Annotated in this window: 26 protein-coding genes; 8 read left to right on the forward strand and 18 right to left on the reverse strand. The window is 75.7% G+C overall.

The window, feature by feature from the left end; all coding sequences use genetic code 11:
• Positions 1–52: 52 nt before the first annotated feature.
• Genes ACFYWL_RS08585 through ACFYWL_RS08600 form a run of 4 tightly spaced genes read right to left on the reverse strand, consistent with a single transcriptional unit; the run spans position 53 to position 4,321 of the window.
• Entirely contained in the window at positions 53–1,012 is a 960-nt protein-coding gene (locus tag ACFYWL_RS08585; RefSeq protein ID WP_386969234.1) for a MerR family transcriptional regulator, read from the reverse strand.
• Positions 1,002–1,631: an isopentenyl-diphosphate Delta-isomerase gene (gene idi / locus ACFYWL_RS08590; RefSeq protein ID WP_386969237.1), complete on the reverse strand. Its 630-nt coding sequence runs from the start codon at positions 1,629–1,631 to the stop codon at positions 1,002–1,004. The genes ACFYWL_RS08585 and idi overlap by 11 nt, the downstream gene beginning before the upstream one ends.
• A gap of 25 nt (positions 1,632–1,656) precedes the next feature.
• On the reverse strand, positions 1,657–3,138 hold the full coding sequence (crtI, locus tag ACFYWL_RS08595; RefSeq protein WP_386969240.1) for a phytoene desaturase family protein: 1,482 nt from the start codon (positions 3,136–3,138) through the stop codon (positions 1,657–1,659).
• A 28-nt stretch (positions 3,139–3,166) separates the two neighbouring features.
• On the reverse strand, positions 3,167–4,321 hold the full coding sequence (locus tag ACFYWL_RS08600; RefSeq protein ID WP_386969243.1) for a polyprenyl synthetase family protein: 1,155 nt from the start codon (positions 4,319–4,321) through the stop codon (positions 3,167–3,169).
• A 65-nt stretch (positions 4,322–4,386) separates the two neighbouring features.
• On the opposite strand from ACFYWL_RS08600, the gene ACFYWL_RS08605 reads away from it, so the two are divergent.
• A complete protein-coding gene (locus ACFYWL_RS08605; protein ID WP_386969246.1) occupies positions 4,387–5,310 on the forward strand; it encodes a phytoene/squalene synthase family protein in 924 nt (307 codons plus the stop codon).
• A 64-nt stretch (positions 5,311–5,374) separates the two neighbouring features.
• Positions 5,375–6,823 carry a dihydrolipoyl dehydrogenase family protein gene (locus ACFYWL_RS08610; RefSeq protein WP_386969248.1) on the forward strand — a complete coding sequence of 483 codons (1,449 nt, stop codon included), beginning with the start codon at positions 5,375–5,377 and terminating at the stop codon, positions 6,821–6,823.
• A gap of 14 nt (positions 6,824–6,837) precedes the next feature.
• Here ACFYWL_RS08610 and ACFYWL_RS08615 read toward each other — a convergent pair whose 3' ends face one another.
• Positions 6,838–7,599: a crotonase/enoyl-CoA hydratase family protein gene (locus tag ACFYWL_RS08615; RefSeq protein ID WP_386969251.1), complete on the reverse strand. Its 762-nt coding sequence runs from the start codon at positions 7,597–7,599 to the stop codon at positions 6,838–6,840.
• Between the two features lie 283 nt (positions 7,600–7,882).
• Between ACFYWL_RS08615 and ACFYWL_RS08620 the strand changes: the two genes are divergently transcribed.
• From ACFYWL_RS08620 to ACFYWL_RS08640, 5 genes are all read left to right on the forward strand, one after another.
• Positions 7,883–8,914 (forward strand): AraC family transcriptional regulator, encoded by a 1,032-nt coding sequence (locus ACFYWL_RS08620; protein ID WP_386969253.1) that lies wholly within the window; start codon positions 7,883–7,885, stop codon positions 8,912–8,914.
• 125 nt (positions 8,915–9,039) lie between these two features.
• Positions 9,040–9,219 (forward strand): hypothetical protein, encoded by a 180-nt coding sequence (locus ACFYWL_RS08625; protein ID WP_386969256.1) that lies wholly within the window; start codon positions 9,040–9,042, stop codon positions 9,217–9,219.
• Positions 9,220–9,344: 125 nt separating this feature from the next.
• On the forward strand, positions 9,345–9,983 hold the full coding sequence (gene bluB, locus ACFYWL_RS08630) for a 5,6-dimethylbenzimidazole synthase (RefSeq protein WP_386969258.1): 639 nt from the start codon (positions 9,345–9,347) through the stop codon (positions 9,981–9,983).
• A 73-nt stretch (positions 9,984–10,056) separates the two neighbouring features.
• Positions 10,057–10,398 carry a hypothetical protein gene (locus ACFYWL_RS08635; protein ID WP_386969260.1) on the forward strand — a complete coding sequence of 114 codons (342 nt, stop codon included), beginning with the start codon at positions 10,057–10,059 and terminating at the stop codon, positions 10,396–10,398.
• A gap of 89 nt (positions 10,399–10,487) precedes the next feature.
• Positions 10,488–11,339: a Rieske 2Fe-2S domain-containing protein gene (locus ACFYWL_RS08640; RefSeq protein ID WP_386969262.1), complete on the forward strand. Its 852-nt coding sequence runs from the start codon at positions 10,488–10,490 to the stop codon at positions 11,337–11,339.
• 150 nt (positions 11,340–11,489) lie between these two features.
• Here the strand turns inward: ACFYWL_RS08640 and ACFYWL_RS08645 are convergent, their stop codons facing one another.
• From ACFYWL_RS08645 to ACFYWL_RS08700, 12 genes are all read right to left on the reverse strand, one after another.
• Positions 11,490–12,686 carry a LysM peptidoglycan-binding domain-containing protein gene (locus ACFYWL_RS08645; protein ID WP_386969264.1) on the reverse strand — a complete coding sequence of 399 codons (1,197 nt, stop codon included), beginning with the start codon at positions 12,684–12,686 and terminating at the stop codon, positions 11,490–11,492.
• Between the two features lie 16 nt (positions 12,687–12,702).
• Complete coding sequence (locus tag ACFYWL_RS08650; RefSeq protein ID WP_256095607.1) at positions 12,703–13,074, reverse strand: hypothetical protein; 372 nt, start codon at positions 13,072–13,074, stop codon at positions 12,703–12,705.
• Positions 13,075–13,250: 176 nt separating this feature from the next.
• Positions 13,251–13,730: a TadE/TadG family type IV pilus assembly protein gene (locus ACFYWL_RS08655; RefSeq protein ID WP_386969267.1), complete on the reverse strand. Its 480-nt coding sequence runs from the start codon at positions 13,728–13,730 to the stop codon at positions 13,251–13,253.
• Entirely contained in the window at positions 13,727–14,215 is a 489-nt protein-coding gene (locus tag ACFYWL_RS08660; RefSeq protein ID WP_386969763.1) for a TadE/TadG family type IV pilus assembly protein, read from the reverse strand. The genes ACFYWL_RS08655 and ACFYWL_RS08660 overlap by 4 nt, the downstream gene beginning before the upstream one ends.
• A gap of 62 nt (positions 14,216–14,277) precedes the next feature.
• Positions 14,278–14,496: a hypothetical protein gene (locus ACFYWL_RS08665; RefSeq protein ID WP_386969269.1), complete on the reverse strand. Its 219-nt coding sequence runs from the start codon at positions 14,494–14,496 to the stop codon at positions 14,278–14,280.
• A 27-nt stretch (positions 14,497–14,523) separates the two neighbouring features.
• Positions 14,524–15,387 carry a type II secretion system F family protein gene (locus ACFYWL_RS08670; RefSeq protein WP_386969766.1) on the reverse strand — a complete coding sequence of 288 codons (864 nt, stop codon included), beginning with the start codon at positions 15,385–15,387 and terminating at the stop codon, positions 14,524–14,526.
• Entirely contained in the window at positions 15,387–16,340 is a 954-nt protein-coding gene (locus ACFYWL_RS08675) for a type II secretion system F family protein (protein ID WP_386969273.1), read from the reverse strand. Before ACFYWL_RS08675 ends, ACFYWL_RS08670 begins: the two co-directional genes overlap by 1 nt.
• Complete coding sequence (locus ACFYWL_RS08680) at positions 16,289–17,845, reverse strand: CpaF family protein (RefSeq protein WP_386969276.1); 1,557 nt, start codon at positions 17,843–17,845, stop codon at positions 16,289–16,291. The genes ACFYWL_RS08675 and ACFYWL_RS08680 overlap by 52 nt, the downstream gene beginning before the upstream one ends.
• Positions 17,835–18,635: a ParA family protein gene (locus ACFYWL_RS08685; RefSeq protein WP_386969279.1), complete on the reverse strand. Its 801-nt coding sequence runs from the start codon at positions 18,633–18,635 to the stop codon at positions 17,835–17,837. Before ACFYWL_RS08685 ends, ACFYWL_RS08680 begins: the two co-directional genes overlap by 11 nt.
• Before the next feature lie 2 nt (positions 18,636–18,637).
• Entirely contained in the window at positions 18,638–19,297 is a 660-nt protein-coding gene (locus tag ACFYWL_RS08690) for an SAF domain-containing protein (RefSeq protein ID WP_386969281.1), read from the reverse strand.
• Positions 19,294–20,295 (reverse strand): hypothetical protein, encoded by a 1,002-nt coding sequence (locus ACFYWL_RS08695; RefSeq protein WP_386969283.1) that lies wholly within the window; start codon positions 20,293–20,295, stop codon positions 19,294–19,296. Before ACFYWL_RS08695 ends, ACFYWL_RS08690 begins: the two co-directional genes overlap by 4 nt.
• A complete protein-coding gene (locus ACFYWL_RS08700; RefSeq protein WP_386969286.1) occupies positions 20,289–20,828 on the reverse strand; it encodes a hypothetical protein in 540 nt (179 codons plus the stop codon). The genes ACFYWL_RS08695 and ACFYWL_RS08700 overlap by 7 nt, the downstream gene beginning before the upstream one ends.
• Positions 20,829–21,442: 614 nt before the next feature.
• On the opposite strand from ACFYWL_RS08700, the gene ACFYWL_RS08705 reads away from it, so the two are divergent.
• Positions 21,443–22,207 (forward strand): prepilin peptidase, encoded by a 765-nt coding sequence (locus tag ACFYWL_RS08705; RefSeq protein WP_386969769.1) that lies wholly within the window; start codon positions 21,443–21,445, stop codon positions 22,205–22,207.
• Between the two features lie 100 nt (positions 22,208–22,307).
• On the opposite strand, the gene ACFYWL_RS08710 is transcribed toward ACFYWL_RS08705, so the two are convergent.
• Positions 22,308–22,919, reverse strand: a complete 612-nt coding sequence (locus ACFYWL_RS08710) for a phosphatase PAP2 family protein (RefSeq protein ID WP_386969288.1) — start codon at positions 22,917–22,919, stop codon at positions 22,308–22,310.
• Positions 22,920–23,012 lie beyond the last annotated feature (93 nt).

Genomic DNA, 23,012 nt, shown 5'->3' on the forward strand with positions numbered 1-23,012 from the left:
GACCGTGGGCCACTCGACCGTAGTGGACGGAACGCAACCGGCGGCAGGGCGGTCAGTCCCCCGTCGACTGGTCCAGTGAGTCCCGCACGGCCAGGGCGAGCGAGACCGCCTCGGCCAGGTCGACCGGGCGGACCACGCCGGCCGGCAGCGAGTCGGCCCGCCAGCCGGGACCGGCGGCCAGCACCAGCAGCGGCCGGCGCGGGCTCGCCAGTAACGCGGTGAGCTGGGCCGGGTCGGCGGTGGCCCGGGTGTGCGACCAGACCACCACGGCCGCCGGGCCGGTGCGGTTGACCGCCTCGACCAGGGCCGCCGCCGGCACCCGGGCGCCGAGCATCCGGTACGCGACGCCGGCCTCGGCCAGCGCGGCGGCGAGCGCCTCCAGCGGCAGGGTGTGCTGCTCCTCGTCGGCGCAGGAGAGCAGGATGCGGGCCGGGCCGGGGGCCGAGGCGGCGCGGGCGACGGCGGCGAACGCCTCCGAGACGCACCGGGACACCAGGTGCTCCACCTCGATGAGGCCGGCCGTGGCGGCGTGCCGCTCGCCGATGCCGACGAGCACCGGGCGCAGCAGCCCATCCCAGGTGCCCACGACGCCGTCGGTGGCCAGGGCGTGCGCGATCGTCTCCCCGATCGCCACCGAGTCCAGCCGCATGGCGGCCCGGGCCATCCCCCGGGCCGCCGGCCCGGCCCGGCCGACCGGGATGGTCTGTCCGCCGCCGTCGCGCCTGCTGCCCGGCCGGACCCGGTTGGCGACGACGCCGCCCGGCCCGCCGGCTGGGCCCGGGGCGGGCACCTGCCGCGCCCAGCGGGCCGCCTCGGCCGGGGTGACCCCCTCGGCGGTCAGCTTGCGCATGATCTCCAGGCGCGCGAGGTCGGCCGCCGTGTACCGCCGGTGGTGGCCCGGCAGGTGCTGGCTCGGGCCCAGCCCGTACCGCTGGTGCCAGGTGCGCAGCGTGGTGACCGCGACACCGAGGCGGCGTGCCACGGCCCCCGCGCTCAACGCCTCATCGCCCACCCGACCGCTCCGCCGCCTCGTCGGCCTCGTCCACGGGGGGACCGGCCGGGGCCGCGCCGGGGCCGTTGGTGGCGCGCGTCGGCGGGGACGGGTGCAGCAGGCGGTTCACCACCCCGCCCAGCCAGGGGGCGTACGCCCGGGGGTCGCCGTCGAGGTCGGTCTCCAGCGTCGCCGGGTCGACCCAGCGCAGCTCGGCCACCTCGGCCGGGTCCGGCCGCACGGGCAGGTCGCCCGGTACGTCGGCGCGCAGCACGTGGTCGTACTCGAACTCGACGCGGCCGGTGGCCGGGTCCTCGGCGTAGTAGACGTACACGCCGGTCTCGGTCAGCTCGACGGGCCCGACGCCCAACTCCTCGCCCAGCCGGCGGTTCGCGGCGGCCGTCAGCGACTCGCCCGGCGCGGGATGGCCGCAGCAGGAGTTGGCCCAGCGCAGCGGGAACCGGGTCTTCACGGCGGCCCGGCGCTGGAGCAGCACCCGGCCGTCGGGGGCGACGAGCAGCACGGAGAAGGCCCGGTGCAACCGGCCGGGCGGCTGGTGGGCGGCGGACACGGTCGCCTCGCCCCGCGCCCGGCCGTCGTCGTCGACCAGCTCGACCAGGTGTTCCTCGCGGGCGCTCACCGCGTACATCCCACTGCTCGGGCGCTCACCGGTCGCCGCCCGTCACCCGGGCGGCGGCCAGCTTGCCGGAGATCAGGACCATGGGCACGCCGACGCCGGGCTGGGTGCCGGAGCCGACGAACACCACGTTGTCGAGGGTCCGGTGCAGGTTCGACGGGCGGAACGGCCCGGTCTGGAAGAGGCTGTGCGCGGACGCGAACGGGGTGCCGGCGGCCATGCCCTGCTCGGCCCACTCGGCCGGGGTGACCGCGCGCAGCACCTCGATGCCGGCGCCGAAGCCGACGTACCCGCGCTCCTCCAGCGTCTCGACGAGCTGGTCGGCGTACCGGCGGGTGAGGTCGCCGCGCCACTCGAACGGGGCCCGGTCGAGGTTCGGCACCGGGGCGAGCACGTAGTACGTGTGCCCGCCGGCCGGGGCGACCGCCGGGTCGGTGCGACTGGGGTTGGTGACCAGCAGGGACGGGTCGGTCATCAGCTCCCCCCGCCGGATCACCTGGTCGAACGTGCCCTTCCAGGAGCGCCCGAAGTGGATGTTGTGGTGGGCGATCTTCTCATAGCCCTGCCGCGAGCCGACGTGCAGCACCACGCACGACGGCGAGTAGGTCAACCGGCGTCGGCGGGTCGGCGGGAGCAGGTCCCGGTAGGCGATCGGCAGGTCCGGGTTGAGCACCACCACGTCGGCTCCGACGAACTCGCCGTCGGCGGTGACCACCCCGGTCGCCCGGCCGTTCGCGGTCTCCACCCGGGCCACCGTGGTGCCGTAGCGGAGCTGCACGCCGTGCTTCTCGGCCGCGCCGGCCATCCCCCGGGAGACCGCGTGGATGCCGCCGCGCGGGAAGTAGACCCCGGCCACCGAGTCGAGGTACGCGATGACGGCGTAGATGGCCAGCGCGTCGTGCGGGGCGAGCCCGGCGTACATGGCCTGGAAGGAGAAGATCCGCTGGGTGCGCGGGTCGCGGAAGAACTGCTCGATCTTCGTCTGGAGCCGGCGGAACGCGCCGCCCGCGAGCAGCTTCAGCAGGTTGCCGGTGAGCAGGTCGGTGGGGGCGTCGAGGTTGCGCTCGATGAAGTCGGCCCGCTCCAGCCGCCACAGCTTCCGGGCGTAGTCGACGAAGCGCAGGTAGCCGTCGGCCTCCCGGGGCCCGCAGACCGAGGCGATCTCGGCGGCCATCCGGGTGGTGTCGGTGATGACGTCCAGCGTCGAGCCGTCCGGGTAGTGGGCCCGGTACGCCGGGTCCAGCGGCATCAGCTCGACCCAGTCACCCAGCTCCTCGCCGACCGCGCCGAGCGCCTCGGCGATCAGGTCGGGCATGGTGAGCACGGTGGGGCCGGTGTCGAACTCGTACCCGTCGACGCCGAGCCGCCCAGCCCGGCCGCCGGGCACCGCCTCGCGTTCCAGCATGGTCACCTGTCGTCCGCTGCCGGCCAGGTGCAGCGCGCAGGCCAGCCCGCCGAGCCCCGCGCCGACGACCACCACCCGGTCCGTACGTCCGGTCACGGTGCGCACGCGACCACCTCCCTCACGAGTTTGCCCATCATGCCCGCCGCGCGGTGGCGGCGGTGGCGAGGCCCGTCAGCGCGGTGCGCGCGGTCTCGTCGATCGACGCGGTGTCGAGCGCGGCCAGCGCGTCGGCGACCCGCTCGGAGATCATCCGTTCGACCCGGGCGACCGCGCCGGTGTCGGCGACCAGCTCGGCGAGCCGGGACACCTCGTGCGCGGCGGTGAGCGTGCCGGCCCGCTCCAGCGCCCGGCGCTGGGTCGCGGTGGCGAGCTGGCGGGCGAGCATCAGCAGGGCGGTCGGCTTGCCGGTGCGCAGATCGTCGCCGGCCGGCTTGCCGGTGGCCGCCGGGTCGCCGTAGACGCCCAGCAGGTCGTCGCGGAGCTGGAACGCCTCGCCGACGGCCAGGCCGTAGCGGGTGTACGCGGCGGTCAGCGGCCCGTCGGCGTCGGTGCCGGCCAGGGCCGCGCCGAACAGCAGCGGACGCTGGACGGTGTAGCTGGCGGTCTTGTAGCGGGCGACCCGAAGGGCCCGGTCCAGCGACCAGTTGGCCGCGTCGTTCGCGCCCAGGACGTCGAGGTACTGCCCGGCGACCGTTTCGACGCGCATCTGGTCGTAGCAGCGCCGGACGTCGAGCAGCCGGGCCGGCGGCACGGTGGCGTGCGCGAGCAGCCGGTCGGCCCACACCATGCAGAGGTCGCCGACGAGCACGGCCACCGTCTCGCCGAACCGGCCCGGGTCGCCGGTGTGGCCGGCGGCGACGTGCCGGGCGGCGGCGGCCCGGTGCGCCGTGGGACGGCCGCGCCGGGTGTCGGAGGCGTCCATCACGTCGTCGTGCACGAGGGCGAACGTGTGCAGCAGCTCCAGGGCGGCGAGGGCCGGCAGCACCACCGGCAGCGGCTCGGCCCCGCCGGCGACCCCCCGCCAGCCCCAGTAGGCGAAGGTGGGGCGCACCCGTTTGCCGCCGGCCAGCACGCAGTCGCGCGCCGCCGCGGCGAATTCGCCCATCGCCGAGTCGATTTCGGCGAGCGTGGAAACCTCGGCGGCGAGGAACGTGGCGAGGGTCGCGTCGACCCCCTTGACCAGGTCCTTCGTGAACGCGGCCAGTACGCCGCGGACCGGATCGTCCGTCGCTTCCGGCTGTGCCGGCGCGACGCGGAGCGCATTACCCGCAACTGCGTCGTTGGCCATGTCGGCGAGCGTACCCTAGGGTTACGAGTTGCGTCGATTGATGCGTCGAATTCGAGGGAGGGCCGGTGGACGTCGACCTCACCGCTGCCTATGACCGCTGCCGCGAGCTGCACAGACGTCACGGCCGCACCTACTATCTCGCCACCCGCCTGCTCCCCGCTTGGAAACGGCGGCACGTGCACGCCCTGTATGGATTCACCCGGTACGCCGACGAGATCGTCGACCGCACCGAGGACCTGCCGCCCGCCGAGCGGGCCGCCCGGCTCGACGACTGGTCGGCCCGCTTCCTGGCCGGGCTGGGCGGGGCCCCGGTCGACGACCCGCTGCTGCCCGCCGTGCTGCACACCATCGCCGTCTTCGACCTGGACCGGGCCGACTTCGCCTCGTTCCTGCGCAGCATGGCGATGGACCTGACCGTCACCGCGTACCCCAGCTACGACGACCTGCTCGACTACATGGAGGGCTCGGCCGCCGTCATCGGCACCATGATGCTGCCGATCCTCGGCAGCTGCGACCCCGCCGCCGCCCGCGAGCCCGCCCGGCAGCTCGGCCTCGCCTTCCAGCTCACCAACTTCATCCGGGACGTCGCCGAGGACCTCGCGCGCGGCCGGACGTACCTGCCCGACGAGGACCTCGCCAAGTTCGACGTCACCCGCGAGGACCTGTTCGCCGCCGCCGCCCGGGGCCGGGCCACCCCGAGGATCCGCGACCTCGTCGAGTACGAGGTGAGCCGCGCCCAGACGCACTACGCAGCCGCCGCGCCGGGCGTGACCCTGCTGGCCCCCGCCTCCCAGGCGTGCATGCGCACCGCGTACGCCCTCTACGGCGGCATCCTCGACGAGGTCGCCGCCCAGGACTACGACGTGTTCACCCGGCGGGCGCTGGTGCCCCGGCGGCGGCGGATGGCGGTGGCCGGGCGGGCCCTGCTCACCCCCGCCGGCACCCCCGTCGCGGTGCCCGGCCCGGCTCTGGCCCCCGCCGGCCGATGACCCGTACCGCGATCGGCCCGCCCTCACGGTGGCCGGCGGTGCTCCGGTGCGGAATGCTGGTCCGATGGCGGAACCGGAACTGGTGGACGTGGTCGTGCTCGGGCTCGGGGTCGGCGGCGAGGAGGTGGCCGGACGGCTCGCGGAGGCCGGCCTGAGCGTCGTCGGCATCGAGCGGAGGCTGGTCGGCGGCGAGTGCCCCTACTGGGGGTGCATCCCGAGCAAGATGATGATCCGGGCGGCGAACGCGGTCGCCGAGGCCCGGCGGGTCAACGAGTTCGCGGGGGAGGCCGAGGTGCGCCCCGACTGGGCCCCGGTGGCGAAGCGGATCCGCGAGGAAGCCACCGACACGTGGGACGACCGGGTCGCGGTGGAGCGGTTCACCGGCAAGGGCGGCCGGTTCGTGCGGGGCAGCGGGTCGCTCGACGGCCCCGGGCGGGTCCGCGTCGGCGAGCGGGTCTTCCAGGCCCGGCACGGCATCGTGCTCGGCACCGGCACCCGGCCCTTCGTGCCGCCGCTGCCGGGGCTGGCCGACACGCCGTACTGGACGAACCAGCAGGCCATCGAGGTCGAGGAGCTGCCGGGCAGCCTGCTGGTGCTCGGCGGCGGCGCGATCGGGCTGGAGCTGGCCCAGGTCTTCGCCCGGTTCGGCGTCGAGGTGACCGTGCTGGAGGCGTCGGGCCGGGTGCTCGCCGTCGAGGAGCCCGAGTCCTCCGAGGTGGCCGCCGCCGCCCTGCGCGCCGACGGGGTGCGGATCGCCACCGAGGTACGGGCCGAACGGGTCGACCACGACGGGCGGACGTTCACGCTGCGGGCGTCGGGCGGGGCCGAGTTCACCGCCGAGCGGCTGCTCGTGGTCACCGGCCGCCGGGCGCACCTCGAGGAGCTGGGCCTCGACACCGTCGGCGTCGACCCGGGGCAGCGGTTCCTGGCCGTGGACGACCGGCTGCGCGCCGCCGACGGGATCTGGGGCGTCGGCGACCTGACCGGGGAGGGCGCGTTCACCCACGTCGCCATGTATCAGGCGGCCATCGTGGTCGCCGACGTGCTCGACCACGTCCGGCGGGCGCAGGCCGGCGCGGACGCGAGCGGCGCTGCCAGCGCCGTCGGCGGCGCGGCGCGCACGGAGGGCGCCGGCATCGCGGGCGGGGTGCCGCACGCCGACTACCGGGCGCTGCCCCGGGTCACCTTCACCGACCCCGAGATCGGCGCGGTCGGGCTCACCGAGCGGCAGGCCCGCGAGCGGGGCATCAACGTGCAGGTCGGGGTGAGCCGGCTCGGCTCGTCCACCCGGGGTTGGATCCACCGGGGCGACGGGTTCGTCAAGCTGGTCGCGGACGCCGACCGGGGGGTGCTGGTCGGGGCCACCTCGGTCGGCCCGGCCGGCGGCGAGGTGCTGTCGGGCCTGGTGGTGGCGGTGCACGCGGAGGTGCTGCTGAGCCGGCTCCGGCACATGATCTACGCGTACCCGACGTTCCACCGGGCGATCGAGACGGCCCTGCGCGACCTGAGGTAGCCGGGCGACGCCCGTCAGGCGGGGGCGCCGTGGCGGCCCGCGCCCGCCGCGAACCGGGCCGCCCCCGCCGCCGCGCCGGCCGCGAGGGACTCCGCGCCGTAGGCCAGCTCCACCGCGAGGGCGTCCGGCTCGGGCAGGTGCGCGCCGGCCAGCACCGCCGCCCGGTCGTTGCGCAGGCACGCCTGCGGGTGCCGGGCGATCTCGGCGGCCAGCCGCTCGGCCTCCGCGCGGGCCGCACCCGGCGCGACCAGCCGGTTCACCAACCCCATCGCGTACGCCTCCTCGGCCGGCACCGGCCGGCCCGTGAGGATCAGGTCCATCGCCCGGCTCTCGCCGATCAGCCTCGGCAGCCGGACGGTGCCCCCGTCGACCAGTGGCACGCCCCAGCGCCGGCAGAACACCCCGAGCACCGCGTCGGACTCGGCGACCCGCAGGTCGCACCAGAGCGCCAGCTCCAGCCCGCCGGCCACGGCGTACCCGGCGATCGCGGCGATCACCGGCTTGGACAGCCGCAGCCGGGTCGGGCCCATCGGGCCGTCGCCGTCCGGCTCGACCCGGTTGCCGCTCGGCGTGCCGATCGCCTTCAGGTCCGCGCCCGCGCAGAACGTGCCGCCGGCCCCCCACAGCACGGCCACCGCCGCCGCCGGGTCGGCCTCGAAGGCGCGGAACGCGTCGGCCAGGGCCCGGGCGGTGGGACCGTCGACGGCGTTGCGGGCCGCCGGCCGATCCAGGATCACCGTGGTCACCGCGGCGGCGTGCTCGACCCGTACCCCCATCGGGACAGCATGCCCTGTTCGGACGCCGACGCACCAGCGCGGACGCGGCCCGGTGCGGACGACGGTTCGTGTTCGTAGTACGTACATCGGCTTCGCGCGGCGGACAGCCCGGCCCGTGGCGACTTCTCCTGTCTCCTGTCGACGGCCAGAATGCGCGCTGAAGGGCCACTCAACGTGGCGACGCGAACTCGTGCGGTACGCGCCGCCCGCCGCCGTGGGCCCGGGTGAGGGTGAGGGCGAGGGACGCCGGTCGGCGCTGCCGCTGGCGATGCGGGGAGATGCCGTGACAGGACGTACCGGGGTGGAGTCGTCCGTGACGAAGCGGGTCGACTGCGGGGAGGAGGGCCCCGCCGACCCGCCGGGGTCGTGGTCGCGACTCGTCACGGACGACCCGGACGAGGCGCACGGCTGGTTGCTGGCCGCCTATCCGGACCATCGGCTGCGCACATTCGACCGCCGCCGGGGCGTCGTCTTCCGGGCCGACCACGCGCGGTTCGGCTCGGCCAGCCTCGCCCGGGTGCGCTACCCGATGAACGCGGACAACGACGTGTTCACCCGGGACGTCGTCGGGGTGGCGGAGGTGCTCTCGGGCGGCTGGGGGGTCGACGTCGGGGCCGGGGAGGTGATGGCCGGCGCGGGTGACCTGATGTTGGTGCCGCCCCGGCGGACCAGGGCGATCCTGCACCGCGACATGGAGGTCGTCGCCGTCGAGCTCCCCCTCGCCGACGTCTGGCGGGTGGCGCAGGAGCGGTGCGGTCTCGCGCCGGTCGACCTGCGGTTCCAGGGGCTGCTGCCGGTGTCCCCGTCCGCCGCGCAGCTCTGGCGCAACACCATGCGCTATCTCACCCGGGTGGCGCTGCCGGACACCGCGTTCGGGGCCAACGCCCTGGTGCAGGCGGAGGCCACGGGCCTGCTGGCGGCCGTCGCGCTGGCCACGTTCCCCAACACGACGATGACCGGGGCGCCGACGCGGGGCGCAGGGGCCGTCGCGCCGGCCGCCGTCCGTCGCGCGATCGCCCACATCGAGCAGTACGCGGACCAGGCCCTGACCGTGACCGACGTGGCGGTCGCGGCCGGGCTGGGCGCGCGGGCGCTCCAGCAGGCATTCCGGAAGTACCTCGACACCACCCCGACGCGCTACCTGCGACGGGTGCGCCTGGAGCGGGTGCACAACGAACTCCAGGCCGCCGAGCCCGGCGCGGGCCTCACCGTGGCCGCCGTCGCCGTCCGGTGGGGCTTCGTCCACCTGGGCCGGTTCGCCACGGAGTACCGCCGGGCCTATGGGCGGTCGCCGAGCCAGACCCTGCGGAACTGACACGAGGCCGCATACGGCCGCCGCGTGCGGCTGGCCGCCGTGCCGACCGGTTCCCGCTGCGCCACGACCGGTGGAACGCCGGGGCGTTCTGCATCGACGACATCAGCATCGCCCTCGACCTGCGGGTGGACGCGGAACCACTCGGCTACGTCCTGGCCCGGCGGGAGCTGTCCCGGGCCACCCCGGGCGACGGCACCTCCGTGGCCGCGACCGCCGCGCGCTGGGGATTCGCCGACCCGCGCCGCTTCGCCGTCCGCTGCCTCGCCACGTACGGGGAGCTGCCCGGCCGGACCCTGAGCCGCTGACGCGGGTTAGCATCGCCGGCGGCACGATCATGCGAGGCGCCCCGCGGGCGCGGGAAGAATCGGGAAGCCGGTGCGAATCCGGCGCGGGCCCGCCGGGGTGGGCCGAGCGCAGCGGGAGCCTGCCTGTGGAACTCTACGACGCCATCCACCGCCGCCGGGACGTCCGGGCCCAGTTCACCGGGGCGCCGGTGCCGGCCGACACCCTGTACCGGATCCTCGACGCCGCGCACGCCGCGCCCAGCGTGGGCTACTCGCAGCCGTGGGACTTCGTCCTGGTCCGGGACGTCGCCGTACGCCGCCGGTTCCACCGGCACGTGCAGGCCGAGCGGGCCACCTTCGCCGCCACCCTCGACGGCGCGGCGGCCGAACGGTTCGCGCGAATCAAGATCGACGGGGTGCTGGAGTCGACGTTGTCGGTCGTCGTCACGTACGACCCGCAGCGCGGCGGCCCGGCCGTGCTCGGTCGGCACGCCATCGCCGACGCCGGCCTCTACTCGGTCTGCCTGGCCATCCAGAACCTCTGGCTCGCCGCCACCGCCGAGGGGCTGGGCGTCGGGTGGGTCTCCTTCTACCGGGAGTCGTTCCTCGCCGAGCTGCTGGGCGTGCCGGCGGGCATCCGGCCGGTGGCCTGGCTCTGCCTCGGGCCGGTCACGCACCTGGAGGCCGTGCCCGACCTGGAGCGGCACGGGTGGCGGCGACGCCGGCCCCTCGCCGAGGCGGTGCACCACGACCGCTGGCCGGTCACCGACCGACCGAACGGCTAATTCAGGCAGGTCTATGCGACGGCTAGGCTGGCGTGGCGCTGAGTCATCACTTGGCTACGTCGGGAGGGGTTTCATGCGTACCACCGTCAAGGCCCTGGCCGCGTCCGCCCTCGCCGCCCTGGGCCTCGCCGCCGGTGCCACCCCGGCCCTCGCCGCCGCCCCGGCGCCCTTCTGCGAGTCCGGCGCGTCGCAGTTCTACTGCGACGGCAGCAGCACCGGCACGACGACCTGGACCGTCACCTGGTACTCCGGCAGCGTCGGCACCTTCACGACCACCGGGCCGACCCTCTTCGCCGCCTGCCCGGCCAGCAACCTCGGCCACCCCGTGCGGGCCAGCTACAGCTACTTCGACGGCAGCAGCACCCAGTACAGCGGCACCACCCAGTTCATCTGCCGCAGCGGCCCCTGGCTGTAGCCGAGCCCCGCGTCCGACCCGCGCGTACGCCGGACACACCCGGCCCGGCTGCCCGGTTTGCGACCGCTTCTGCCGGGAAGTCGGACGGAATGCGGGCACTCTTGACGAAACTCGAACAGACCTCGGCCCTGGACCGGACCGGCGACCGGTTGCAGCGCGTCGTCCAGGCCACCCTGCGCCCGCAGCGGGTCCGCGACCTGCTGCACGGCGTGTTCCTCGGTCATCCGCTGCACCCGGCGATGGTGCAGGTGCCGGTCGGCTCCTGGATCAGCGCGGCCGTGCTCGACCTCATGCCCGGCCAACGCCGGGCGGCCACCGCCCTGGTCGGGCTGGGCACCGTCAGTGCCCTCCCGGCGGCGATCGCCGGCCTGAACGACTGGGCGGCCCTCTCCCGGGAGCAGCGCCGCGTCGGGCTGGTGCACGCCGCCGCCAACACCGTCGGCCTGACCCTGTACGCGGGCTCGCTGGCGGCCCGGCTGCGCGGGCGGCACGGGACTGGGCGGGCGCTGGCGTACCTCGGGCTGAGCGCGGCGAGCGCGGGGGCGTACCTCGGCGGGCACCTCGCGTACAAGCAGGGGGCGCAGGTCAACCAGAGCATCTCTGAGCTGCACCGGATCGGTGAGGGCTGGCACCCGCTGGCGGACATGGCCACGCTGCCCCAGCGCAAGCTGGTCACCCGCGAGGTGGACGACGTCTCGGTGATCCTCTACCGGCACGGCGACGAGGTCACGGTCATGCTGGAGCGCTGCCCGCACCAGAGCGGCCCCCTCGGCGAGGGCGAGGTCACCCAAATCGACGGGCACGCCTGCGTCGTCTGCCCCTGGCACGGGAGCGCGTTCCGGCTCAACGGGGGCGAGGTCGTACACGGGCCGTCCGGGAACGACCAACAGATCCTGCCGACCCGGGTGGTCGACGGGGTCCTGGAGGCGAGGCTGCCCTGAGCCCGGCCGGCGGGCCCGCCGGCCGGGCTCAGGGCAGCCCACCGCCATGTCGGCGACATGGCGGCTTCCCGCGCGCCGGATACCCCCATGTCGGCGACATGAAGTCGATCAAGGGGCCGCCTGGCTCGGCCCCGTGCCTCGGCTCGGGGGTCAGTCCCGGCGGTGCCGGCCGCTGACGAGGGCCCGCGCGCTGCTGGTGGCCCTGACGACCGCGGGCCGGCGGCGCAGCCCGAGGACGGCCCCGATCTGCGCCCCGACGATGCTGGCGACGGCGAGCACCGCCGAGACGGCGAGCGGCCGGTTCACCTGGTCGCCCGCGCCCGCCCGGGACGCCCCGGCGGCCATCGCCGGCTGCGGCCCGGAGGGCGGCTGGGCGACCTGCTGGGTGCCGTGCGACGAGCCGTCCGACGCCGACCCGGCCGGCGGCTGGGCGGCGGAGGGACCGGGGGCGGGACGGGTGGCCCGTGGCGAGGTGGGTGACGGCGGCGTGGGCGAGGACTGCGCCGCACCCGGTGCCGCCGGCGCGTCGGCGGCAGGCGGGGTGGCGGGGGCGGCCGGGGGCCGGGGGGTGGCCGTACCGCCGGGGGCGGGCGTCGTGGGCCGGACCACCAGCTTGCCGGTCGCGTGCCGGCGGGCCCCGGCGTCGTGGACGCCGTCGGGCAGCGTGATCAGCTGCCCGGGGCGGATGCGGTCCGGGTCGCCCAGCCGGTTCAGCTTCGCCACGTCCCGGTAGCGGTCGAAGTCGTCGAGGTAGCGTTCGGCGACCTCGCCCAGGTAGTCGCCCTTGGCCACCCGGTACACCGCCGGTTCCGCCTCCTGCCGCAGGTCGGCGGCCGTCGGCGTCGTGGCCCGGGCGTCGACCACCGGCAGCGCGGCGACCGGGCGGGCCGCCGGTGTCCCGGCGACGGCGACGGGCGCGGCGGCGGGGTACGGGCCGGACAGCACGGTGGCCGCGCTGGCGGCGGCCGGGCTCGCCGCGATGATCAGGGCCACCGAGCCGACCAGCGCCGCGGCGGCGCGCTGCTGCCGGCTCATCCCGGGCAGCCGGGGCGCCGGCCGGCGCAGCGTCTGCGCGCCCAACTCCACGACCACGGAGAAGGCGAAGGTCGCCCAGCCGAACCAGCCGACCAGGGCCAGCGCCCGCAGGAAGAGCTGGCCGTCGTCCCGGCTGGTCAGCGTGGCGCCGACCTCGGCGAGGGTGGGCACGTGGTCGGGCAGCGGGTTCCCGGCGAACGCGATCAGCGCCACCGGCCCCCCGACCAGCACGGCGATCAGCACGACCAGCGCGCCGAACCCGGTGAGTACCTGCCCGACCCGCCGTACGGCGGAGCGACCCGGTGCGGCCATGGCGTGCCTTCCCTTCCTAGGGGCCCTCGGTGAGGGCGCGTGCGGTGGCCTCGCCGGAGACGGTGACGTCGGCACCGAAGCCGAAGAAGCCGAGCAGGTAGCGGTCGTAGGTGACGGTGACCTGTACGCGGATGAGCTTCTCCCCGTCGACGACGGGGAACTCGACGCTGTGGTCGGTGGCGCCGGCGGCGGCGAGGTAACTCGTCACCGCCGCCCTGGCCGCCGTCTCGTCGATCTCCTTGCGCCCGCCCTGGATGGCCTTCGCCCGGTCGATGGACTGGCCGCCGGTGCGGGCCGCCTCGGCGGCCAGGTTGTCGGCCAGTTGCCGGGAGCGGAGCTGCCCGGCGCCGTCGAAGGCCAGGCCGATGATCGCGAGGACGCCGATCATCGCCGCCGCCAGGAACAGGCTGACCCGGCCGTCGTCGCCGCGCCACCGACGCCCCGCGCCGGCGACACGGGCGGTGCCCGCGCCCTCGCCCCCGCCGGTGGCGCGGGCGGTGTCCACACCCTCGCCGGGATCTTCGGCGGTGGCGGGGTGCGCAGCTGCACCGGGGACGCGGGCGGTCACGACCGGCTCCGGTAGCGGTCCAGCGGGGAGGTGAAGCTGGCCGAGATCGTCCGGCTGCCCGCCATGTCGGGCAGCAGCGCCAGGTCGATGTCGGTGAAGCTGACCGTGCAGGTGACCTGCACCGTCACGGCGGCGGTCGTGCCGGGGTCGCTGTCGAACGCCTCGGCGAAGCTGACCGGCGAGCCGCCCACCGAGCCGCGCAGGGTGAGCGTGGGCTGGCCGGCGCAGTTGGCCCGCTGCCAGTCGAGCTGGCTCTGCGCGGCGTCCAGGGCCTGCTCGCGGGCCGTATCGGCGTCCCGGGAGATGGACGCGGCGCGGGCGGCGTCGTGCGCCGCCGACTGGACCGCCTCCTGCGCGATCGCGGTACGCCCGGCGACGCCGGCCAGCACCATCAGCCCGATGAACGCGGGGGCGAGGACGGCCACCTCGATGGCGACCGAGCCGCGCTCGGCTGCGGGGCGACGGCGCCGGCTCATCCCGTCGTCCACCGTTCGATCGTGCCGCGCGCGGTCTGGCGCACCGGGAAGCTGACGCCGGGGATGACCGACAGCGAGTCCCCGCTGACCGTGCAGGTCACCTCGGCGACGCCGGTGACGCAGGCGGGCCCCGGCTGGTCCCAGCCGACCAGCCAGTCCCCGGCGGCGGTGAGGAAGTCGACGGCCCGCGCCTCGCCGGCCCCGGCGGGGGCCTCGTACAGGCGCTGGGCGTTGACCGCGCTCTGCGCGGCGTTGAGCGCGGTGGCGCGGGCGACGAACCAGGCGGCGACCTGGATCGAGGCGAACAGCAGCACCAGGATCGCCGGCATCACCACCGCCAGCTCCACCGGGTTGGCCCCCCGGTCCGCCCCGCCCCGGATGAGCCGCCGCCGGACCGCCCGGCCGAGCCGTACGCCGCCGCCAAGCCGCTGCCGGGCCCGCCGGCCGAGGCCGGCCCCTGACCGGGGTGGCCCGTGCCGGCGCAGGCCGGCGGGCCGGTCGGCGGGTGCCGACCGGCTCAGGTCCACGGGGATGGGGCGGTTCGACATTACGGGGCCGGCGGAGCCTGCGGGGCCTGGTGGTCCGGGATGTTGCTCATCCAGTCGTTGGCCTTGGCCAGGGCGAACCCGGTGACGGCGATCGCCACGGCGACCAGCCCGAAGATGATCACCGCGGTCGGTACGGGGCTGTCGCCGCGCTCGCCGTCGCGGCGCAGCTCGGCCAGCCGTGTCGTCAGCGCGACGTGCAGGTAGGTGACGAGGTGCATGACGTGCTCCTTCGGAGGGGGAGGGGTTCACAACCGGGCGAGGAACGGGTAGACGGCGAAGCCGAGCAGCACGAAGACCAGCAGGGAGCCCGGAATGTCCAGCCGGCTGGTCACGCCCTCGGCGCGGGCCAGGTTGTCGGTGCGGATTTGGTCGCGCAGGGAGTCGGCCCGGCTGCGCAGCGTGTCGTGCACCTGCGCGCCCTCGCTGCCCGACGAGCGCATGATCGCCCCGACGTCGCCCAGCTCCGGGATGCCGATCCGGTCGGCCAGCTCGCGCAGCTCGTCCCACGGCGAGTGCATCTGCATCTGGGCGATCCGCAGCGACTCCCGGATCCGGTCGAACACCCAGCCGTCGCAGACCGCCGCGGCCCGCTCCAGCGCCTGCACCGGGCCGTGCGCGGCCGAGAGCTGCAACGCCACCAGGTCCAGGTAGGTGCAGACCGCCTGGCGGAACTCGTCCCGGGCGGCGTCCGCGCGGGTCAGCACGCTGCGGTGCGCGATCAGGGCGGCGACGAACGCCATGCCGAGGCTGCCCAGCAGCGGCACGGCCAGCGGCACGGACACGCCGCCGAGGAAGAACACCGCCCCGAGGAAGGTCGGGGTGACCAGCCCCACCAGGGCGGAGAGCAGCAGCGACAGGGCGTACTGCTCGGGGGTGCGGTCGAGCAGGGCGAGCTGCCGGTGCGGCGGGCGCAGCCAGCGGGCGAACCCGCCGATCCAGTCGAGCCCGCGCCCCGCGGCGGCCCGGCCGGTGCCCGGCGGCTGGTGCAGCCGGCGCAGGGCGGGACCGAGCGCCGGGGCGGCCGGCAGCGCCTCCCGGACCACCAGGAACAGCCCGAGGCCCACCGCCGACCCGCCGGCGACGGCCAGGGTGAGGTGCCAGTTGAGGATCATCCGATCGCCTCCGCCGGGTCGGGGGCCGGCAGGAAACGCGCCGGCCGGGGCGGCTGGCTCATCGACCGCACCCAGGCCAGCAGCCCGACGAACGCCGCGCCGAGCACGAGCATCACGACCTGCCCGACCGGCGTCCCGTACGGGCGGACGTAGTCGGTGTTGACCAGCCCGTACGCGACGGTCAGCAGGGTCATGCCGGTGAGGAAGCGCACCGCGAAACGCGGCTGGGTGCGCTTGGCCTCGATCTCCCGCCGGGTGGCGACCTCGGCGGCGGCGGCACCCGCGATCGAGCCGAGCACGTCGCCGAGCCGCTCGCCCCGGTCGGACAGGTGCAGGATCAGCGCCGCCACGACCTGGTCGCACACCGGGTCGCCGATCTCGTCGGCGAACGCGAGCAGCGCCGACTTCGCCAGCCAGCCGGCCTGGAGGCGGGCGGCGAGCAGCCGTACCTCCTCCTCGATCTCCTCGGGCGCGGTGGCCAGCGTGCCGAGGATGGCCTGCTGGAGGCCCTGACCGGTCGACGAGACGTCCTTGAGCCGGCGGGTCCACTCGCCGACGGCCTCGATCCGGGCGATGGCCCGCTGCTCGGCCCGGCCGACGGAGAACAGCCACGGCGCGCCGGGCACCGCCACGGCGACCAGCAGGCCGACCACCGGCAGCCCGGTGAGCAGGAACGCCAGCGCGCCGGCCAGCACCGCCCCGCCGAGCAGGAGCTGGTGGTTGCGCCGCTGTCGGGGCGTGCCGGAGCCCAGCCAGAGCCGGCTCAGCCCGCCGCCGGGCCCCACGCCGGGGGCCGGACCGGCCGGTCGGGTGGTGCCGACCAGCGCCACGACGGCCAGCACCAGACCGGCCACGCACGCCGCGCCCGAGACCACCGCGATCAGCTCGATGTCGGCGGTCACCGGGCCACCACCCGCGCCCCGAGCCGGGTGTGCCGGGGCCGCCGCCACGCCCCCGTGCCGGCGTCGATCCACCGGCCCAGCAGCCGGGCGTCGTAGCCCACCCGCAGCAACTGGTCGCGGACGCGCTCCGGCAGGTGCCGGGGGACCGCCCGGCCGTCCGGGCCCGGACCGAAGACCGTGGTGGTGGTGATCCGGCTGCCCTCGCCGACGCCGATGACCTCGTCCACGTGGGAGACGAAGCGGTGCTTGCGCCCGCCGATCGCCGTCTCGTCCTCGACGGTGACGTAGACGATCAGGTCGAGGGCGTTGCCGGCCATCCGGCGGGCCTGGTCGACGGTCATCTCCCGGCCGTGGGAGAGCGCCAGCTCGACGATCCGTTCGCCCACCCCGCCCGGCGACCGGGCGTGGATGGTGCACATCGACCCCCGGCTGGTGGTCATGGCCTGGAGCATCGGCACGATCTCCCGGGACCGCACCTCCCCGACGATGATCCGCAGCACGCCCATCCGCAGCGAGACGGGGATCAGGTCGGCGATGCTCACCTCGCCGGCCGGGCGGCCGTCCAGCCCGCGTTCGCCGTGCCCCTCCCGGGCCTCGAAGCTCATCACCGCCCGGTGCTTGTGGCCCCGGCGGGTGGGCAGCAGCTCCCGGCTCTCCTCCAGCAGCACGTACGGCTCGTCGGCCGGGATCTCGTCCATCAGCGCCCGGATGACGGTGGTCTTGCCCGCCCCGGCCAGGCCGGCGACCATGATGTTCAGCCCGGCCCGCATGGACGCCCGGAAGAAGTCGCGCAGCAGCGGGTCGATCATCTCGTCCAGGTCGCCACGGCCGCCGGCGATGTCGTCGAGGCTCACTTCGAGGGTGTTGTGCTTGCGGATCACCGCGTAGGGGCGGTGGCTGACCAGGAACACCGCGGCGAGCCGGCTGCCGTCGGGCAACTGCAGGTCGAGGGTCGGCTTCGAGGTGGACAGCGATCGCTCGGTCGCCCCGGCCCGGCGGGCCGCCGCCTGGAGGATCTCCACCAGCTCGTCGTCGCTGTCGGCGATCGGGTCGGCCCAGTCGACCCCGCCGCCGTGCCGGGTGATGCGCACCTGGTCGCAGCCGAGGATGTGCACCTCCTCGATGCTGTCGTCGACCAGCAGCGTCTGGAGCCGCCCCAGGCCGACCAGCTCGGCGGTCACCTGGTCGAGCAGCAGCCGCTCCTCCCCGGCCGCCATCGGGGTGCCGGCCCGGCGGACCGCGTCCGCGTACTCGGCGACCACCGCGACGGCGAGCCGGGCCCGCTCGACGTCCTCGGCGTCGGCGTCGAACTCCCGGCCGCGCTGCCACAGGGTGAGCCGCTCGCTCAGCTCGCGGCGCAGCTCGCGTACCACCGCGAAGTCGACCCGGGGCCGGGGCGGCGCCGGCGCGACGGGCGGCGCCGGCGCGGCCCCCGCCGGCGGCGCGGGTTGCGGGTGGCCGCCGGCCGGCGCGGGGGCGAGCGGGGGCGCGATGGAGGTCGCGGCCGGCTGCCGCGTCACCCGGGGGTCGTGTGACACCGGCTCAAACCGCACCCGGCACCCCCTGGGTGACGGGCCAGGCCAGCCGCGCCCGGCGGCGGTCCAGCAGCGCCCGGACCGGCACCTCCAGGGCGCCGGCCGCGCGCATCAGCGGCCGTCCGGACCGCACGGTTCCGCCGAGGGTCAACACCTCCGCGGTACGCGGGTCGTCCGGCAGCCGCGCGATCACCGGCAGCCGCAGCGCCTTGCTGATCTCGCCCCGGCCGTGGCCGTCGCCGACCGGCAGCAGCCGCAGCGTGCCCGGCGGCACCCGGTGCTCGGTGAAGTCCCGCTCGATCGCCCGGACCATGGCCTGGGTGGCGGAGAGGTCGGGCAGCCGCGCCCGGGTGACCAGCAGGACCACGGCGGCGGCGCGCAGGATCGGCCATGGCGGCCCGGCGACCTGGAGCCGGCCGCAGTCGACAAGCACGTCGTACGGGGGGTCGCCGCGCTCCAGGTCGAGGAAGAAGTCGGTGAACCGCTGCCAGAGCGGGGCGACGCTGCCGGCCTGGGCCGGGTCCACGACGCCGGGCAGCAGCAGCCGCTCCCGGCGCGGGGCGTCCAGGTCGACCAACTGCGACCAGAACGCCGTCTCCAGGCTGCCGTCGCGCAGCTCCCCGACGGCCAGCTCGCCGATGCCCCGGGGCCCGTCCAGCGCCCCGCCGAGATAGCCGGCGAGGATCGAGCCGCCCGCCGGGTCGCACTCGGCGAGGATCAGCCGCCGGTGCCAGGTCAGGGCGCAGGCGAGCGCGGACGCGGTGACGCCCGGCGAGCCCTTGGCCGAGACCAGCGCGATGATCGCCATGCTCAGGCCGCCCGGGTCAGCACGACCGCGATCCGGCTCTGGGCGGCGAGCGCCACGACGGCGGGCACGTCCCGGGCGGTGAGCGCGACGTAGACCACCACGCTGCTGGTGCTCGGGGTGGCCGTGTCGATGACGGTCGCCTCGAACCGGGTGCTGGAGGCGGCCTGCCCGCCGGAGCTGCGATCCGGGGTGCTGACCAGCAGCACCCGGTCGCCGGGGTGCAGCCGCTTCGCCGGCACCCGGCCCGGGGCGAGGTCGAGCGCGAGCTGCTGCTGGCCGGGCCCGAGCAGCGGGTCGTCGGTGAGCTGCCCGAGGGTCAGCAGGGTGCCCGGGGTGAGGGCGACGGCCGCCCGCATGCCGACCACGTCGTCGAGCTGGGCCGCCGGCACCGGCCGCAGCCCCTGGCCGCCGGCCACCTGCACGGTGACCAGGTCGTCCGCGCCCAGCGTGCGGCCCACCTCGACCGGGCGGGCGACCGCCAGGTAGCTGCCGGTGGCCCGGACGGAGGTGACCGCGAACGCCGCGCCGAGGCCGCCGAGGGCGATCAGCAGCACGGCGAGGCCGAGCAGGCCGGGCCGGACGCGCCGCTGCCGGACGACCCGGGGCGGTGCGACGGGAGCGTCCACCGGTTGCCCGGCCGCGTTGCGCGTAGCGAGACTCACCGCGTCACCACCTGAAGTTCGTCGATCTGGACCTGGATGATGCCGCTGGTGCGGGTCTGCGGGATCTCGCCGCTCACGCCGTTGGTGGCCGTCCAGTCGACGGTCCAGTGGGTCGTGGCGAAGGTCTCGTACTTGTCGGCCTTTGCGTAGCCGTCGTGGTAGCCGCAGTCGGGCGAGGGACCGCCGGCCTTCGGGCCCCGCGGGTCGTACGGGGTGCCGGGGCCGTAGCAGGTCACCTTGTCGCCGTTGCCCATGTCCCACACGATGTTGTCCACCTTCGCGGTGATGCTCACCGTCAGGCCCCGGTCGGACGCCGAGGCGCGGAGCGGGCCGAAGTAGTCCTCGCCGGGGCTCGCCCACATCCACACCGGCAGGCCGACCAGCCCGGGGCCCACGTCCTTGCGGGGGGCGATGGCCGCCCGGGGCGGCAGCAACGAGATCGAGGCGAGGGCCCGGCGGGCCAGCTCCTCCGGGTCGGGCGGGGTGCCGTAGCCGGGCGGGGGCGCGTCCAGCAGGACGGTGTCCACGCTGCCGAGGTCGCCCCCGTTGCAGGTGGCCACGTACCACTGCTTGCCCTCCGGGGTGCCCTCCGGCTGCGGTTTCGCCAGCTTGTAGTAGCAGCCGTCGCCGTTGTTGAACCAGCCGAGTTGGTCGTCGTAGCAGGGGAGTACCTTGCCGTTCCACTGGCAGGTGCCGCTGCCGCCGCTCGATCCGTCGCCGTCGCCGGGGTTCCCGCCGCCGGGGTTTCCGGGGGTGCCCGGGTCGTCGTCCCAGACGTCGCAGTCGTTCTGGCCGATGGGGCACTCGATGCCGCCCTCGCGGGCCGCCGCGACGGTGGCGGTCGGCGGGGCCGCCGCCACGGCGAGCGCGAGGACCAGGCCGATCGCGGCCAGCAGCCGTGCGGGGCGGGTCGCGGGCAGCAGCCCGGGGCGGGCGGCGGGCAGCCGTCCCCTGCCGTCGGCGGAGCGGGCCGGGCGGCGACCCCACCGGGTCAGCATGGCTGGTCCTCGTGGCCGGCGCCATAGTTGATCAACCAACGGCCGTGGTACCGGGTGGCCGTCGCGGTGGCCAGGTGCCGGCCGCCGCCCGAGCCGGGCACCACCCGTTTGGTCTTGGCGTCGACCAGCCGGTAGCCGGTGGTGTCCAGGCAGTCCTGGATCTCCACGGTGGCGGGGACGGAGTCCAGGCTCACCGAGGTGACGGTGGGGTCGGAAACGAATGTCCCGGTACGCACGGCACCGTGCTCCTTAGCTTCGCGAATTGCCAGTCGAACCCTGGTCAACAACGGGTCGGCCAGGAACTTGGCCAGTTCGGGGTGGCGCGGATCGCTGCGCCGGCTCGCCGCCCGCGACGCCGCGAGATATCCGGAATAGGCGGCCAGCGCCGCTTCCCGGGCCGCCCTATCCTCGGCGGGGGTCGGCGTCGCGGGGGCGCTGGACCGGGCCGCCGGATGGGGGCGCGCGGTGGCCTCGGGCTCCGTGCCGCAGGCGGCCATCGGTGCGGCGATCAGGGCCGTGACCAGTAAGATCATCCATCGGCCGGGATGCCGTGTTCGCAACGCCGCGCCTCCTCGCTGGCGACCCGGGCGGGCGGTGCACCGACCGCCTCCGGGCGTGCGGCAGTGCGCCCGGATCAACTCATCCGGGCCTCTCGCTTCACCGCCGCATTTACCTGTGCTGATCTTCCAAGAGCCGTGCGCCGATGTCTTCTGGGGCCTCCGACGCCTCATGCTGGGGTTGCGCCGTACTCAAGGGGCGAGCATAAGCTGACGCCTGGCGATGCAACAGAGGCAATCTGTCCGAATACTTTGGGTGATGGGCGGCGGTGATCACGGATGGTGGGCGTCGATGTGCCGTCTCGCGCCCCGGTGCTGTATGGTGACCGCCGTCACAGTGTTGGGGTGTCGCCGGCGATTGGTCCGTTCGGCTCGAATGCTGGCCCGCTCCAGGCGGGTAGGCCCGAATTGCCCCCCAGTCGGCGGGGAATCGTCGCCGACCAGACGCCCCGTTCGACCGGCGCTCTGGAGGCACGCGCCGTCGCCGGATTCCGCGCCATCCGCTACACGCCGGCCAGCCGAGAACTACTCACCGTGTCGCCCCGTCCCGGGGTGTCCAGGTCGCGGGGCCCGACGTGACCGGGGAACGGCTGCGGCAGCCGCCCGCCCCGGCCCCCGCGCCGGGCCGGTCTTCTCGCGTACGCCTGACGACACTGCTGGCCGGCACGCCGCTGCTCCGCCTCGCGGTCGCCCGGTACGCCGTACCGCCGGGGGAGCCGGACCGGGTCGCCTGCCCGCGCTGCGGCACGCCGCTCGGCCTCGACCGGCCCTGGCCGGCGCTGGGCCCGGCGGCCCGGTGCGGCGGCTGCCGAGCCCGCATCGGCGCGCCGGCCGGCACGGTCGAGTTGGCCGCCCTGGCGGCCCTGGCGGTGCTCGTAGCGGTGCCCGGCGCGCCGGCCGAACGGGCGGCCCTCGCCTGGTGGCTGTGCTGGGCGGTGCCCCTGGTCGGAATCGACGCGGCCGTGCACCGGCTGCCCGACCGGCTCACCTGGCCGGCCGCCGCCGGAGTCCTGGCCCTCTACGGCGTGGCCGCCGCGACCTCGGCGGGGATCGCCCCCTGGCTGCGCGCCGCGCTCGCCGGGGCCGGGCTGGCGCTGGCCTTCGCCGCCACCACCCTGCTGCTCGGCCGGCGCGGCTTCGGCCTCGGCGACGCCAAGCTGGCGCTCGGGGTGGGCGCGCTGCTCGGCTGGCACGGCTGGCCCGTCCTCGTCCTCGGCCTGCTGGTGACGTTCACGCTGTCCGCGCTGACCAGCCTGGCGCTGCTGCTGGCCCGCCGGGTCCGCTGGTCCAGCCACCTGCCGTTCGGCCCGTTCCTCGCCCTCGGCGCGGTCACCGCCCTGCTGCTGGCCCGCTGACTGACCCGCCCCCGGCGCGCTGCTCCGCCCGCGCGCTGCTCCGCCCGCACGCTGCTCCGCGCTTTGGTGGTGAGAAGGGGACCCTTCTATACCGTATGCGTTAACAAGGGGCCCCTCCTTTCACGGGGCGGGCCAGGCGGCGCAGGAACTCAGCCGTCGGCCGGGCCAGCAGCGGGGCGCCGACGCCGGTGACCAGCGCGCCGAGCAGCAGGCCGGCGAGCACGTCGTGCGGGTAGTGCACCCCGACGAAGACGCGGGAGAACGCGGCGAGCACGGCCAGCGGGACCGCGTACCAGGCGAGGCGGGGCGAGAGCAGGACGATCGCCGTCGCCAGCGCGCCGGCGATCGTGGAGTGGTTGCTCGGGAAGGACCAGTCGCCCACGGGCGGGCACCGCTCGGCGATGATCGCCAGGTCGGTCGGGACGCGGCAGGGGCGGTCCTGGTCCACGGCGGTCTTGAGCAACTCGCTGCCGCCGTACGCGAGGACCACGGTGACCGGCGCGGCCACGGCGAGGGCCAGGTTGCGCGGCCCGGCGCCCAGCTTGGGCAGGGCGGCCGCCACGAGGAGCAGCCCGAGCAGGACGATCGACCACTCGGTGAAGTGCGCGGCGAACCACTGGACCGGCTCGGGCGTGCCGTCGGCGAAGCTGACGACGTCGTGGTAGAGACCATCGCTGAAGGGTGGAATCGATGACAAACCAGCGTTGATCATGATTCACCCTACCAAAAGTTCATCCGCTGTTTACCTGACCTCGCGCCAGGAAACTGACCGGGCCACCGCGCTGGACGAAGGCCGGGCCGGCAC

Origin of the sequence: Micromonospora sp. NPDC002575 (assembly GCF_042889525.1) — a bacterium.
GTDB classification, from domain to species: domain Bacteria; phylum Actinomycetota; class Actinomycetes; order Mycobacteriales; family Micromonosporaceae; genus Micromonospora; species Micromonospora carbonacea.